The organism is Streptococcus sp. k-378 (assembly GCF_013277505.1).
In the GTDB taxonomy this organism is placed as follows: Bacteria; Bacillota; Bacilli; order Lactobacillales; family Streptococcaceae; genus Streptococcus; species Streptococcus pseudopneumoniae.
The window spans coordinates 24486-40171 of record NZ_VMNC01000011.1; the positions used below are offsets into that span (position 1 = coordinate 24486).

11 protein-coding genes, 3 tRNA genes and 1 pseudogene are annotated in these 15686 nt (G+C 34.7%); 6 read left to right on the forward strand and 9 right to left on the reverse strand.

Annotated features, from left to right (window positions below):
- Positions 1 to 85: 85 nt before the first annotated feature.
- A complete protein-coding gene (trpS, locus tag HT719_RS01520; protein ID WP_172928001.1) occupies positions 86 to 1111 on the reverse strand; it encodes a tryptophan--tRNA ligase in 1026 nt (341 codons plus the stop codon).
- Between the two features lie 205 nt (positions 1112 to 1316).
- Between trpS and HT719_RS01525 the strand changes: the two genes are divergently transcribed.
- Together HT719_RS01525 and HT719_RS01530 are read left to right on the forward strand one after the other, a co-directional pair.
- The gene (locus tag HT719_RS01525) at positions 1317 to 2939 is read left to right on the forward strand and encodes an ATP-binding cassette domain-containing protein (RefSeq protein WP_100104161.1); all 1623 of its coding nucleotides are present in this window, start codon (positions 1317 to 1319) and stop codon (positions 2937 to 2939) included.
- Positions 2940 to 3000: 61 nt separating this feature from the next.
- Positions 3001 to 5544, forward strand: a complete 2544-nt coding sequence (locus tag HT719_RS01530) for a YfhO family protein (protein ID WP_172928003.1) — start codon at positions 3001 to 3003, stop codon at positions 5542 to 5544.
- Between the two features lie 29 nt (positions 5545 to 5573).
- On the opposite strand, the pseudogene HT719_RS01535 reads toward HT719_RS01530, so the two are convergent.
- Positions 5574 to 8004, reverse strand: a pseudogene (locus tag HT719_RS01535) (YhgE/Pip domain-containing protein).
- A 127-nt stretch (positions 8005 to 8131) separates the two neighbouring features.
- Here HT719_RS01535 and HT719_RS01540 point away from each other — a divergent pair.
- The gene (locus HT719_RS01540) at positions 8132 to 8674 is read left to right on the forward strand and encodes a TetR-like C-terminal domain-containing protein (RefSeq protein ID WP_023940611.1); all 543 of its coding nucleotides are present in this window, start codon (positions 8132 to 8134) and stop codon (positions 8672 to 8674) included.
- A gap of 40 nt (positions 8675 to 8714) precedes the next feature.
- Here HT719_RS01540 and HT719_RS01545 read toward each other — a convergent pair.
- The 7 genes from HT719_RS01545 to rlmH form a co-directional block, all read right to left on the reverse strand.
- Positions 8715 to 8788 (reverse strand) — tRNA-Asn (locus HT719_RS01545).
- 5 nt (positions 8789 to 8793) lie between these two features.
- Positions 8794 to 8865 (reverse strand) — tRNA-Glu (locus tag HT719_RS01550).
- A 51-nt stretch (positions 8866 to 8916) separates the two neighbouring features.
- Positions 8917 to 9669 (reverse strand): competence system response regulator transcription factor ComE, encoded by a 753-nt coding sequence (gene comE / locus HT719_RS01555; protein WP_000866065.1) that lies wholly within the window; start codon positions 9667 to 9669, stop codon positions 8917 to 8919.
- The gene (gene comD / locus HT719_RS01560) at positions 9666 to 10991 is read right to left on the reverse strand and encodes a competence system sensor histidine kinase ComD (RefSeq protein WP_001048117.1); all 1326 of its coding nucleotides are present in this window, start codon (positions 10989 to 10991) and stop codon (positions 9666 to 9668) included. Before comD ends, comE begins: the two co-directional genes overlap by 4 nt.
- A 20-nt stretch (positions 10992 to 11011) precedes the next feature.
- Positions 11012 to 11137 (reverse strand): competence-stimulating peptide ComC, encoded by a 126-nt coding sequence (gene comC / locus HT719_RS01565; RefSeq protein ID WP_000799687.1) that lies wholly within the window; start codon positions 11135 to 11137, stop codon positions 11012 to 11014.
- A 164-nt stretch (positions 11138 to 11301) separates the two neighbouring features.
- A tRNA-Arg gene (locus HT719_RS01570) sits at positions 11302 to 11375 on the reverse strand.
- Positions 11376 to 11415: 40 nt separating this feature from the next.
- A complete protein-coding gene (gene rlmH / locus HT719_RS01575) occupies positions 11416 to 11895 on the reverse strand; it encodes a 23S rRNA (pseudouridine(1915)-N(3))-methyltransferase RlmH (protein ID WP_000695932.1) in 480 nt (159 codons plus the stop codon).
- Between the two features lie 182 nt (positions 11896 to 12077).
- On the opposite strand from rlmH, the gene HT719_RS01580 reads away from it, so the two are divergent.
- From HT719_RS01580 to dnaA, 3 genes are all read left to right on the forward strand, one after another.
- Positions 12078 to 13259 carry a S1C family serine protease gene (locus tag HT719_RS01580; protein WP_172928005.1) on the forward strand — a complete coding sequence of 394 codons (1182 nt, stop codon included), beginning with the start codon at positions 12078 to 12080 and terminating at the stop codon, positions 13257 to 13259.
- A gap of 57 nt (positions 13260 to 13316) precedes the next feature.
- A complete protein-coding gene (locus HT719_RS01585; protein WP_000410378.1) occupies positions 13317 to 14075 on the forward strand; it encodes a ParB/RepB/Spo0J family partition protein in 759 nt (252 codons plus the stop codon).
- Positions 14076 to 14287: 212 nt separating this feature from the next.
- Entirely contained in the window at positions 14288 to 15649 is a 1362-nt protein-coding gene (gene dnaA / locus HT719_RS01590) for a chromosomal replication initiator protein DnaA (RefSeq protein ID WP_061438534.1), read from the forward strand.
- Positions 15650 to 15686 lie beyond the last annotated feature (37 nt).

Below are 15686 nucleotides of genomic sequence, written 5' to 3' on the forward strand. Positions count from 1 at the left end.
TATAAAAATTTGTCAAATGTTACAGGGGTAAATAAAAAACTATCTTTTCTTTGAGATAGAAATGATAGTTTCTTGTAAAATAAACTTAGTTAAAGTAATGAAGTCCCATTGCTCCTTTAACCTCAGATAGGGTTTGACCTGCAACTTCACGCGCTCTTTCACTACCTTTTTGAAGCATATTATAAACTTCTCCCATATCCTTAGCAAATTCGATACGGCGCTCACGAATAGGACCCAGTTCACGTTCTAATATTTCAAGTAGATAACGCTTGGTCTTCACATCACCAAGACCACCTCGTTGATAATGTTCTTTCATGTCAGCAATTTCTTGAGCATCTTCTGGACGACCAAAAACATCTAGATAATGGAAAACCATATTTCCCTCAATCTTACCTGAATCTTCCACTCGAATATGATCTGGATCTGTATACATACTCATTACTTTTTTACGCAAAGTATCCGCATCATCAGCTAAATAAATACCATTATTAAGGGATTTAGACATTTTAGCATTTCCATCTAAACCAGGTAAACGACCCGCTCTCTCATTTTCTGGATAAATACCTTCCGGTTCTACCAAGACATCACAGTTATATGCATTGTTAAAAGAACGAACAATTTCACGAGTTTGCTCAATCATTGGTTTCTGATCTGTCCCAACAGGAACATAATTAGCCTTGAAAGCTGTGATATCAGCTGCTTGAGCGATTGGATAGACCAAGAATCCTGTCGGAATGCTTTCTCCAAATCCTTTCTGAGAAATCTCTGTCTTGACTGTTGGATTTCGCTCCAAACGTGCTAACGAAACTAGATTCATATAATACATAGACAACTCAGCCAACTCTGGAATCTGGCTTTGAATAAAAATAGTTGACTTATTTGGATTCAATCCAACTGCAAGATAATCCAAAGCCACATTTCCGATAGACTCTACAATGGTTTGAGGATCTTTGGCATGATCTGTCAAGGCTTGTTGGTCAGCCAAGAACACAAACATATCATACTTATCCTCTTCCTGTAATAATACTCGATTTTTGAGACTTCCAACATAATGTCCAATATGCAATTTTCCTGTTGGACGGTCTCCTGTTAAAATAATGGGTTTAGTCATTTTGTTCTCCTTCGATATAGTCCCTTCAATTATAGCATTTTTTTAATGAAATAACCGTAATTTATCAAAATAAATCAGCCTTGCTTTTCACAGATTTGTGTAAAGGATACTGTAAATATAATTTACACAAAATTGACAAATAAAAATTTGAATATTTCTGTATTTTCTAGTAGAATAAATATATTACACATATAGGAGAAAAATATTGCTTACAGTATCTGATGTTTCACTACGTTTTAGTGATCGCAAACTTTTTGATGATGTCAATATCAAATTTACAGAAGGAAATACTTACGGATTAATCGGTGCTAATGGTGCCGGAAAATCAACCTTTTTAAAAATTTTAGCTGGAGATATCGAACCTACTACTGGTCACATCTCTCTTGGTCCAGATGAACGTCTCTCTGTTCTTCGTCAAAATCACTTTGACTACGAAGATGAACGTGCCATTGATGTCGTTATCATGGGAAATGAAAAACTTTATAGCATCATGAAAGAGAAAGATGCTATCTACATGAAGGAAGATTTCTCAGACGAGGACGGGGTTCGTGCTGCCGAACTCGAAGGAGAGTTTGCCGAACTTGGAGGTTGGGAAGCAGAGAGTGAAGCCTCTCAACTCCTTCAAAACCTAAACATTCCAGAAGAATTACACTACCAAAACATGAGCGAATTGGCCAACGGTGAAAAAGTAAAGGTTCTCCTCGCCAAAGCACTTTTTGGTAAACCAGATGTTCTTCTCTTGGACGAGCCTACTAACGGTTTGGATATCCAATCGATTACTTGGTTAGAAGACTTCTTAATTGACTTTGATAACACAGTTATCGTAGTATCCCACGACCGTCACTTCTTAAACAAAGTTTGTACTCACATGGCCGACCTTGACTTTGGAAAAATCAAACTCTATGTCGGAAACTACGACTTCTGGAAGGAATCTTCTGAGCTTGCTGCTAAATTGCTAGCAGACCGTAATGCTAAAGCAGAAGAAAAAATTAAACAATTACAAGAATTTGTTGCTCGTTTCTCTGCCAATGCTTCTAAGTCAAGGCAGGCAACATCACGTAAGAAAATGCTTGATAAGATTGAGCTAGAAGAGATTGTGCCATCTAGTCGTAAATATCCATTTATCAACTTTAAAGCGGAACGTGAGATTGGTAATGATCTCTTGACAGTAGAAAATCTAACTGTAAAGATTGATGGTGAAACTATCTTGGATAATATTAGTTTCATCTTGCGTCCAGATGATAAGACAGCACTTATTGGACAAAATGATATTCAAACGACTGCATTAATTCGTGCAATCATGGGGGACATTGACTATGAAGGAACTGTCAAGTGGGGAGTAACTACTAGCCGTTCTTACTTGCCAAAAGATAACTCGGCAGATTTTGCAGGAGGAGAGTCAATCCTTGACTGGTTGCGTCAATTCGCAAGTAAAGAAGAAGATGACAATACTTTCCTACGTGGCTTCCTCGGCCGTATGCTCTTCTCTGGAGATGAAGTTAACAAACCTGTAAATGTCTTGTCAGGGGGAGAAAAAGTGCGTGTCATGCTTTCAAAACTCATGCTCTTGAAATCAAATGTCCTTGTACTTGATGATCCAACCAATCACTTGGACTTGGAATCTATCTCAAGCTTAAACGACGGATTGAAAAACTTTAAAGAATCAATCATCTTTGCCAGCCATGACCACGAGTTTATTCAAACTCTAGCTAACCATATCATTGTCTTGTCAAAAAATGGCGTCATCGATCGTATCGATGAAACTTATGATGAATTCCTAGAAAATGCAGAAGTACAAGCAAAAGTTAAAGAACTTTGGAAAGACTAAATAAAACTTCAAAACTCAGTTGGGTTAACCAGCTGGGTTTTCTAACATTTTATGAAGTAACATGAAATTATTTTTTAAAACATATTGGATCTATTTTGTTTCTTTCATCATTCCCGTAATCATTATGATAGGAGTATATCTATCTCAAGGTATCTACTGGAATAGCGATACATCTCCACTATTAGGAGATGGGTTTCATCAATACGTTATTTTTGATGTAGCTTTACGAAATATCCTACATGGAAATGATAGTCTGTTTTATACCTTTACAAGTGGCCTCGGATTAAATTTCTATGCCCTATCTAGTTATTACTTGGGAAGTTTCCTTTCACCTCTAGTTTACTTTTTTGATCTAACGAATATGCCAGATGCTGTCTATCTGACAACTCTCTTAAAATTTGGATTGATTGGACTGTCAACTTACTTTAGTTTAAATAAATTATTTCAATCGATTCCTAATCCTTTAAAACTAGCTTTATCTACTTCCTATGCTCTGATGAGCTTTACCGTTAGTCAGTTAGAGATAAAAACCTGGCTAGATGTTTTTATCTTGATTCCTTTAATTATAACTGGTTTACACCTACTTATAACTGAAAAGAAATCCTCATTATACTTTACAAGTCTGTCAATCTTATTTGTCCAAAACTATTATTTTGGCTATATGACAGCATTGTTTCTTATTTTCTGGTGTCTCTGTCAAATTTCTTGGGACTTTAAAACCCGCAAATCATCTGTTCTTGATTTTGTTGTCACCTCCTTTTTAGCTGGTATGGCTAGTTTAATTATGACTCTTCCCACTCTATTTGATTTACGGACACATGGGGAAAAATTGACTGAAGTTACAAAGTTTCAAACTGAAAGTAGCTGGTATCTTGATCTCTTTGCTAAGCAATTCATTGGTTCCTTTGACACAACAAAGTATGGAGCCATCCCAATGATTTTTGTTGGACTACTTCCCTTTATTTTAACTATTTTATTTTTTACCCTGAAATCTATTAAGTTTCACGTGAAACTTATCTATGCAATCTTCTTTGCATTTCTAATTGCAAGCTTTTATATTGAAGCTCTTGATTTATTTTGGCAAGGCATGCATACTCCAAACATGTTTTTACATCGCTATGCTTGGATTTTCTCTACCTTGTTAATTTACACAGCAGCGGAAGTCTTAAATCGTCTGAAAGAAATTAAAATCTGGAATTTTTTAGTTTCGCTTTTTCTTATAGTAACAGGATTTTTAGCTACCATCTATCTAAAATCACATTATTCTTTTTTAACAGATTTGAATATTCTGCTTACTCTTGAATTTTTGGTTGTCTATTCGCTTTTACTCCTTGCAGTTATCAAAAAGTTTATCTCTGTAAATCTATTTGCCATTCTAATCTCTTTATTTATAATGGTTGAAATGAGTTTAAATGCTTCATCTCAAATAGACGGAATTGCTAAAGAATGGGGTTTTGCTTCTCGAAGTTCATATAATCGAGATATCCCAGCTATGGAATCTTTCTCAACATATATTGGAAATCAATTTACTCGTAGTGAGAAACTAGAAACTCAAACAGGAAATGACAGTATGAAATTCAACTACAATGGAATCTCTCAATTTTCATCTGTTCGAAATCGTTCAGCAAGCTCTACTTTGGATAAACTGGGGTTTAAATCCTCTGGGACTAATCTCAATCTACGCTATGCAAATAATAGTATTTTGGCTGATAGTTTATTTGGCATCCAGTACAATATCTCAGAAAACCCTATTGATAAGTATGGTTTCCAAGATGTATATCAAAAAGATAATCTTACCCTATATGAAAATCAATACTCCCTTCCGATTGCATTTGCTAGTCAATCTGTTTACAATGATGTCAAGTTCAATGAACACACTTTGGATAATCAGGCCTCGTTTTTAAATCAACTTGCTAACGTCGATTTTGATTATTTTTCTCCAATCCCCTATGAAAAAACTGAAAATACTAATGATTTGACTAGTGTCACAAGTTCTTCAAATGAGGATGCAGCAATACAGTATCAAATTGAAGTGCCAGAAAACAGCCAAGTTTATCTTTCTTTCACAAACCTTCACTTTTCTAATGACAAACAAAAAAAGGTTGACATCCTTGTCAATGGAAAAAAGAAAACTTTTACAACTGATAATATCTTCTCCTTCTTTAATCTAGGCTATACAAAAGAGAAAAAAACTTTCAATATCAATGTTAGTTTCCCTGGAAATTCACAAGTATCATTTGAATCTCCTACCTTCTACCGTTTAGATACCAAAACATTCACCGAGGCAATTCAAAAAATTAAAGAACAACCTGTCACAGTATCAACTTCTAAAAACAAGGTCTTTGCTACATATGATGTTAAACAAGATACGTCCATTTTCTTCACCATTCCTTATGACAAAGGTTGGTCTGCCTACCAAGATGGTAAGAAAATAGAAATTAAACAAGCTCAAACTGGATTTATGAAAGTTGAGGTTCCCAAGGGGAAAGGAACTATTACACTCTCCTTCATTCCCAATGGTTTTATTACTGGAGCAATTTGTTCCTTTACTTCTCTCTTACTATTTGGAACCTATAATCACAGACGAAAGTCATCTAAGGCATAAAAAATCGACCAATTAATCGGTCGATTTTTTTAATCTTCTTCCATTTTCTTAGGTTGATAGGCTAGCATACCTAAACCAGTAAATAGAGATTGTTTGTCGTAATCCCGAAACTGAATAACTCATTGGTAACCAAGGACTAATAGTTCTAAAGAAATCATTTGTCAAGGCAAGTGGATAAGTACCGGCACTTGATGCTAACTGTAATAAAAGCAAAATAAGTGAGAAGAAAGCTCCTATACGGCTATTCCATGTTGTTAATGCGGTCACCATGGACATGAATACTAAACTTGTTAGGATAATGAGAATAAATGTTCTCATCTCATGATTAGCCGTTAGACCAATAAGATGAACTCCTCCATATACCAAAATTCCTGCCAAAACAGCTATAATACCATTTATTTCAGCCCGAGATTTCAGCCAAGCCCAACGACTCTCTGGATGACGTCCTGAAGGCAACTTCGCAAAGATCATATTCGTTGATATTGCTGCAACAAAGAGAGCAACTGATATCATATAAGGAGCCATTGCAATTCCATTTACAGGAACTTGGTCATTGTCAGTTTTGGATAGACTGAGAGGATTTGACAAAATCTCTGCATTTTTAGATTCTGTTGATGCTGACTTGAGTTGATCACTAGCATTACCTAATCCTTGTCCCAAAGAAGCAACTCCTATCTGTAAACCTTCCAATCCAGAAGTTAACTTTGTTCCACCTTCTGCTAGTTTCCCAGCTCCATCTGCCAATTTATTAGCTCCACTTTCTAATTGAAAAGCACCTGAAAGTAACTGACTGGATTTGTCAGCTAGTTGGCTAGAGCCTGACTGCAATTTATCAACTCCTGCTATCAATTCTTGACTCTTTTGATTCAATTGGTTAGAGCCAGTTGATAATTTTTCAATACCAGACACTAATTCTGGAGTTTTTTCAACTAATTGACCAACTCCTGCTGTCAATTTAGAAGATTTTTGTGTCAAAGTAGTTGAGCCTGAAACTAATTGGTCCAAACTACCTGTCAAAGAAGTAGAAGCAAGCGGTAATACTTGATTAGCTTAATTTTTTAATGTCGAAAGATTTGAAGATTGATTTTGTAAGTTTTCCAAACTTCCCTGTAAACCTTGTACTAAAGCTATTATTGACTGAGCCGATTGAATACTATCAGTCGAATTTTGAGATACAGAAGAACTTATCTCAGCTTGTTGCTCACTTGTCAATGATTGATAAGCTCCTGTCGATTGAATATTAGCTAATGTAGTCGCTTTATCAGACTGAGAACTTGCTAACATTTGATTAGAAAGAGATACTATACTTGATAAAACAGAATCTAATTGTTTTGTATCTCCAACATCAATATTTTGAATAGCTTGATTTAACTGATTCAGACCAGAGGATAATTGATTAATTTGATCTTTTTGCTCGGACGAAGCATCTAACTTGCTAGAAAGTTGTTGAATTCCTTCACTTAATTGCTCCACACCTATTCGAAGTGTAGCTGATTGATTGGATAACTGATTAGCACCTGTGGCAAGACTTCCCACTCCATTTGTATAGGCACTAACACCAGATGAGAATTGATTAAGACCAGTATTGAGCTGATAAACACCGCCAGTATAAGATTCTACACCAATATATAATTGATTAATTCCTCCTACTAATTCAGGACTTTTAGAAGATAATGGACCTAATCCGCTATCTAATTGACTCACTGCACCAGTATAGGTAACTAAACCACTATTAAAATTTCCTAAGCCAAGATGAAGTTGTTCAACACCAGAGACATAAGAGGATAATCCTTTAGTAAACTGCTCCGTTCCATTTGAAAATGTTAAACTTGAAGCTGCTAAAGAGTGTAGGTTAGTAGTTAATGTTTGACTTCCTGCCACTAACTGATTCGCTCCATCAGTTAATTTTTCACTACCAGAAGCTGCTTGACTCATCCCATCCTTTAAATCAATCATTTTGTTAAATAAGGCTTTAGTATAGGTCTCAGTTACATTTGTAGAAACATTCTGCTTCAATTGTGTCATCGCAGAATCGCTCATCTTGCTGGCAATAAAGCTATGACCACTTGAAGTCTGATAATCGATTTGCATTTGCTCTGGATGGTCCGTTAAAATAGAAGCTGCTTTTTCAGATAAATCACTTGGTAAAGTTACTACCATATAGTAATCGCCATTTTCTAAACACTTCTTACCTTCTTCTTCATCTACAAAATGAAAATCCAAGGTTTTATTTTCTTTTAAATTGGACACCATGTCTTTTCCTATTGCCATAGTATTACCATTATAGGAAGCCTCTTTATTATTATTGACAACTGCCACAGGTAAGTCAGACAATTGACCATATGGATTCCACATTGATGACAAAAATATGATATTGTACAGAGCTGGAATAAAAGAAATCCCGATCATGACAATAATAAAGGTTGGTTTTTTAAAAATTGCTTTCCATTCTTTAAACATATCTTCTCCTTTTTTAAACATATTGTCTAAAATTTTGATATAATAGATTATACATTAAAAAATCTAAATTACAAGATAAAAAATCCATTTTTAGACATATAGTCTAATTTGTTTACAAGGAGGAAATATGCAAGAAAGTAACAAACGCTTAAAAACAAAGCGAACTATTGAAAATGCTATGGTACAATTACTGATGGAACAACCATTTGATCAAATTTCTACTGTCAAGTTAGCAGAAAAAGCCGGAATTAGTCGTTCCAGCTTCTATACTCACTATAAGGATAAATATGATATGATTGAGCACTATCAAAGCAAGCTATTTCATACATTTGAATATATTTTTCAAAAACATGCTCATCACAAAAGAGACGCTATTTTAGAAGTATTTGAATATCTAGAGTCAGAACCGCTTCTGGCTGTCCTTCTTTCTGAAAACGGGACTAAAGAAATCCAAAATTTCTTACGAAATAAACTTCATATCATGCTCAGTACAGATTTACAAAAGCGATTTATGCAACTGAATCTTAATACCACTGAATTAGAATATAGTAGCATCTATCTAACTCACGCACTTTTTGGTGTCTGTCAAACTTGGATTGCACATGGAAAAAAAGAAAGTCCTCAAGAAATAACAGACTTCCTTATGAAGATGCTTGGTGATACAAATTGATACAAAAAGAGGAACACAGTTGTGTTCCCTTTTATCTATACTCCGCCAGTAGGACTCGAACCTACGACATCATGATTAACAGTCATGCGCTACTACCAACTGAGCTATGGCGGATAAAATAGTCCGTACGGGATTCGAACCCGTGTTACCGCCGTGAAAAGGCGGTGTCTTAACCCCTTGACCAACGGACCTTCTATCTGTAGCAGATATAACCATTATATCAATTTCTTGCTAATTGTCAATCACTTTTGAGATTTTTTCTCTAAAATATCTTTTAATTTTCTAATTTTTAATCTTGAAATAGGACAACGATGATCTTCATAGAAAACAATTTCTAGATTTTTTCGATCAATCTCTCTAATATTGCCTATATTTACCAAAAATGACTTATGAGGAGAATAAAATCGCTGAGTATGTTTGTCCTTTTCCTGAATATCTGTCATAGTACCGTAAAACTCTTTGGCAAAATTCTTACCAATAATACGTAATTTATGAGAGACTCCTGTCGTTTCAATATACAAAATATCATGGTAAGGGATTTTTAAATCATTTCCCTTGTAATTGTAGTCAAAATAATCCACCACATCTTCATTTTCAAGTAACATACTCTTCGTGTAAAAGATATTTTGCTCAATTCTCTTCTTAAACATCTCATCGTTGATATCCTTATCAACAAAATCTAGGGCTGATACCTGGTATTTATAGGTTAGAGTCGCAAACTCTGATCGACTGGTGATAAAGACGATAATAGCGTAAGGATTGTAATGACGAATGAGCTGAGCCACTTCAAATCCCTTTTTCTCAATTCCATGAATATCAATATCTAGGAAATAAAGCTGATTTACTTCATCGTTTTCAATGTATTCTTCAAATTCACGGACTTTTCCCGTTGTCTTGTATGATATTGGAATATTCGATTCTTTCGAAATTTCATCCAATATTCTCTCTAGTCTCACTTGATGTTCAATAACATCTTCTAAAATTAAAACTTTCATTCAAATTCCCTCTTACATCTAATGATTTGTCTAAATGTACTGCCTTCCATCTCTGTTTCTAAAATAATATTGTTGTACTTATCTAGTAGTTCCTTCACATTATTTAATCCGACTCCGCGATTTCTTCCCTTAGTGGAGAATCCTAAGGCAAATAGATTTCCTGAAGGAGTCATCGTCATTTTACATGAATTCTGAATCACAATCACTGTTTCAGTTTCCATCTTAATAACTGCTACTTCCATCTGCTTTTTATAACTATCAGCCGATCCTTCGACAGCATTGTTCAATAAAACACTCATAATACGAACCAAATCCAATAGTTCAATTGGGAGCTTGGTAATCGTATCTTTTACTTCCAGTGTAAACTCTACACCATTATTTCGAGCATAGACAATGGACTGAGCAACCAAACTTCGTAAAGCTGAATCTTCTATGTTGTTCAAATCAAAGTAAGTGTACTTATCTGAACGCAGTTTGTGATTAGCTTTGACCAAAACTTCATTGTAAACTCTGTCAATTTCTTGTAAATCACCACTGTCAATTGCCATCTGCATGCTGACAAGCATTCCAGCATAGTCATGTCGAAAACCACGGATTTCATTATACAGTCCGACAATTTCGTCTGTATAGTTTTGTAAATGTTTCTGTTCAAATTTCTTCTGCTTCAAAGCAATCTCTTTTTCCATTTGTTCTTTATGCGAATTCATTGCAAAGAAGGTCAAAAGTAACGAGATAAAAACAATAGATGACAAAATACTTCCAAAACTATTCAAATGTTTAACCGTACTTACCATATCTGAAACGAAAGATACAATATGGAGCAGTAGTAAGGCAAAAAATACTTTTTTCAAGAAAGGATAGAGGTAGTCTTTGTCAAAATAGGCTAGTTCCAAATGGAAATAATGAATGATTTTTAAGACAACAAAATAGGTCAACACCGTTACAACGAAAAAGAATGGGGCATGATATTGTGAAACAAAATTGTCTCCTGTTATAGAAGAGAAAGTTACGGACAGAAAGTTATGAGTGCTCTCATATAAAAGAGATAGTAGTAAACTTAGGAATAGTCCTCTATCCCTCTCATACTGTTTAATCCATCGAAAATAGGAATATAGGCCCAAAGGAAATAAAAATCTTTCAATCACTATTTCATCTAAATATAGAAGATAAAAGGAAAGTTCAAGTACTGCTTCTACTAGTAATGTATAGAGACCAAAAAAATATAGTTCCTTTGATTTTATTTGACCTTTACAAATTAAACGGTAACTGTGACTAATAATTAAAAAATGACCAATAACTGTCCCAAATCCAAATAAATTCATTACTCTTTCCCCTTATTTTATTACTTTTTTCTTGGGAAAATAAAATCACGGAGGATTTTTGGAAGTCTCATTTCCCCACCTTTAATCTTTTGCAAGTCTTTTTCCTTCAAGGCTACAAACTGTTCCAATTTAACTGTGTTTTTCATAATAAAATCTCCTAAAATGTTTTTTCTTGTAAGCTAACTTACAAAAACCATTATACAAAATGGAATTTCGTTTTAGATAAAATTCTCTCAACTGTCATTTTTTTCTCCCAAAGTGTACTTTTTTAAGAAAAAAGCCGGGAAAATTCCCAGCTTTGCTATTATATTGATCCCAGCAGGATTCGAACCTGCGACCGTTCGCTTAGAAGGCGAATGCTCTATCCAGCTGAGCTATGAGACCTAACACAATTATTCTACCAAAAATTCAATTAAAAGTCAATTTATTTATGATAGGGTGATCCCTGCTGAATCGTAAAAGCGCGATAGATTTGTTCAACAAGAACTAGTCTCATTAACTGATGGGGCAAGGTTAGGCGACCAAAACTGACAGAAAGATTGGCTCTATTTTTTACAGCTGATGACAATCCTAAACTTCCCCCAATAATAAAGGTAAGAGTAGAAAATCCTTTTATAGAAGCTTCTTCTAACTGCTTACTAAATTCTTCTGAAGAGAACATTTTCCCTTCAATAGCTAATGCAATAACAAAATCACGGTCAGCAACTTTTGATAAAATTCTCTGACCTTCTATTTCTAAAATCTTTTGATTTTCTGATTCACTGGCCTTATCTGGTGTTTTTTCATCTGATAACTCAATCATTTCAAACTTAGCAAATCTAGAAATTCGTTTTGAATACTCTGCGATACCATCTTTTAAATACTTTTCTTTCAGTTTCCCAACTGTTACAACTTTAATTTTCATGACTCTATTCTAACATATTCTCTATTTTTTCACATCTTATTCACAAAATAAAAAATAGATTTCAATTAAGAAAATCACAGCTTCAAAAGAGTTATCCACAGTTTGTGTAAAACTTTTGTGTTTAAGTTATAATTAAGCTAGTCAGTTTATACTTTCAGTAATTCAAACATATGGAGGCAAATATGAAACATCTAAAAACATTTTACAAAAAATGGTTTCAATTATTAGTCGTTATCGTCATTAGCTTTTTTAGTGGAGCCTTGGGTAGTTTTTCAATAACTCAACTAACTCAAAAAAGTAGTGTAAACAACTCTAACAACAATAGTACTATTACACAAACTGCCTATAAGAACGAAAATTCAACAACACAGGCTGTTAACAAAGTAAAAGATGCTGTTGTTTCTGTTATTACTTATTCGGCAAACAGACAAAATAGCGTATTTGGCAATGATGATACTGACACAGATTCTCAGCGAATCTCTAGTGAAGGATCTGGAGTTATTTATAAAAAGAATGATAAAGAAGCTTACATCGTCACCAACAATCACGTTATAAATGGCGCCAGCAAAGTAGATATTCGATTGTCAGATGGGACTAAAGTACCTGGAGAAATTGTCGGAGCTGACACTTTCTCTGATATTGCTGTCGTCAAAATCTCTTCAGAAAAAGTGACAACAGTAGCTGAGTTTGGTGATTCTAGTAAGTTAACTGTAGGAGAAACTGCTATTGCCATCGGTAGCCCGTTAGGTTCTGAATATGCAAATACTGTCACTCAAGGTATCGTATCTAGTCTTAATCGAAATGTATCTTTAAAATCTGAAGATGGACAAGCCATTTCTACAAAAGCCATCCAAACTGATACTGCTATTAATCCAGGTAACTCTGGTGGCCCACTGATCAATATCCAAGGACAGGTTATCGGAATTACCTCAAGTAAAATTGCCACAAATGGAGGAACATCTGTAGAAGGTCTTGGTTTTGCAATCCCTGCAAATGATGCTATCAATATTATTGAACAGTTAGAAAAAAACGGAAAAGTGACGCGTCCAGCTTTGGGAATCCAGATGGTTAATTTATCTAATGTGAGTACAAGCGACATCAGAAGACTCAATATTCCAAGTAATGTTACATCTGGTGTAGTTGTTCGTTCGATACAAAGTAATATGCCTGCCAATGGTCACCTTGAAAAATACGATGTAATTACAAAAGTAGATGACAAAGAGATTGCTTCATCAACAGACTTACAAAGTGCTCTTTACAATCATTCTATCGGAGACACCATTAAGATCACTTACTATCGCAACGGTAAAGAAGAAACTACATCTATTAAACTTGACAAGAGTTCAGGTGATTTAGAATCTTAATTGACATCTATGTAAAGAAAGCTTTACATAAGAGAAAAGATGTGTTAGTGTAGAATCATGGAAAAATTTGAAATGATTTCTATCACAGATATACAAAAAAATCCCTATCAACCCCGAAAAGAATTTGATAGAGAAAAACTAGATGAACTAGCACAGTCTATCAAAGAAAATGGGGTCATTCAACCGATTATTGTTCGTCAATCTCCTGTTATTGGTTATGAAATCCTTGCAGGAGAGAGACGCTATCGGGCTTCACTTTTAGCTGGTCTACGGTCTATCCCAGCTGTTGTTAAACAGATTTCAGACCAAGAGATGATGGTTCAGTCCATTATTGAAAATTTACAGAGAGAAAATTTAAACCCAATAGAAGAAGCACGCGCCTATGAATCTCTCGTAGAGAAAGGATTCACCCATGCTGAAATTGCAGATAAAATGGGCAAGTCTCGTCCATATATCAGCAACTCCATTCGTTTACTTTCCTTGCCAGAACAGATTCTCTCAGAAGTAGAAAATGGCAAACTATCACAAGCCCATGCGCGTTCCCTAGTTGGGTTAAATAAGGAACAACAAGACTATTTCTTTCAACGGATTATAGAAGAAGATATTTCTGTAAGGAAGTTAGAAGCTCTTCTGACAGAGAAAAAACAAAAGAAACAGCAAAAAACGAATCATTTCATACAAAATGAAGAAAAACAGTTAAGAAAACTACTCGGATTAGATGTAGAAATTAAACTATCTAAAAAAGACAGTGGAAAAATCATTATTTCTTTTTCAAATCAAGAAGAATATAGTAGAATTATCAACAGCCTGAAATAAGGCTGTTCTTTTATTTTTTTATCTCACAAGGTTATCCACTATGTTTTTCGATAAAAAGCTTAATAAATCAATAATTTTTTCTTTTATCCCCAACCTGTGGATAAAGTTTGGTAACATTGTGGATTATTTTTCACAGCTTGTGGAAAATTCTTGCTATCTATGGTAAAATATCTCTAGTATTAAACTTTTAAATAGTAAAGGAGGAGAAAGGATTGAAAGAAAAACAATTTTGGAATCGTATATTAGAATTTGCTCAAGAAAGACTGACTCGATCCATGTATGATTTCTATGCTATTCAAGCTGAACTCATCAAGGTAGAGGAAAATGTTGCCACTATATTTTTACCACGATCTGAAATGGAAATGGTCTGGGAAAAACAACTAAAAGATATTATTGTAGTTGCCGGATTTGAAATTTATGATGCTGAGATTACTCCTCACTATATTTTCACTAAACCTCAAGATACGGCTATCTCACAAGTTGAAGAAGCTACAAATTCAACTCTTTATGACTATAGTCCAAAGTTAGCATCTATTCCTTATTCGGATACGGGATTAAAAGAAAAGTATACCTTTGATAATTTTATCCAAGGGGATGGAAACGTTTGGGCTGTATCAGCTGCTTTGGCTGTCTCTGAAGATTTGGCTCTGACCTATAACCCTCTTTTTATCTATGGAGGACCTGGGCTTGGTAAGACTCACCTGTTAAACGCTATTGGAAATGAAATTCTAAAAAATATTCCGAATGCGCGTGTTAAATATATCCCTGCTGAAAGCTTTATTAATGACTTTCTGGATCACCTAAGACTTGGGGAAATGGAAAAGTTTAAAAAGACCTACCGCAGTCTTGATCTTTTGTTAATCGATGATATTCAGTCACTCAGCGGAAAAAAAGTTGCAACTCAGGAAGAATTTTTCAATACCTTTAACGCCCTTCATGACAAGCAAAAACAGATTGTCCTAACCAGTGATCGTAGTCCAAAACATTTAGAAGGGCTCGAGGAGAGGCTTGTCACGCGCTTTAGTTGGGGATTAACACAAACTATTACACCCCCTGACTTTGAAACACGTATTGCCATTTTACAAAGTAAAACGGAACATTTAGGCTACAATTTCCAAAGTGATACTCTAGAATACCTAGCTGGGCAATTTGATTCAAATGTTCGAGATCTTGAGGGAGCTATCAACGACATCACTTTAATTGCCCGAGTAAAAAACATCAAGGATATCACTATTGATATTGCTGCAGAAGCCATTAGAGCTCGCAAACAAGATGTTAGCCAAATGCTCGTTATCCCAATTGATAAAATCCAAAATGAAGTTGGTAACTTTTATGGTGTCAGCGTCAAAGAAATGAAGGGAAGTAGACGCCTTCAAAATATTGTGTTAGCCCGTCAAGTAGCCATGTATTTATCTAGAGAACTAACAGATAATAGTCTTCCAAAAATTGGTAAGGAATTTGGTGGTAAAGATCACACAACAGTTATTCATGCCCATGCTAAAATTAAATCTTTGATTGATGAAGACGATAATTTACGCTTAGAAATTGAATCAATCAAAAAGAAAATCAAATAACTTGTGGATAACTTTTACTTTATTATCTTTTTTATCC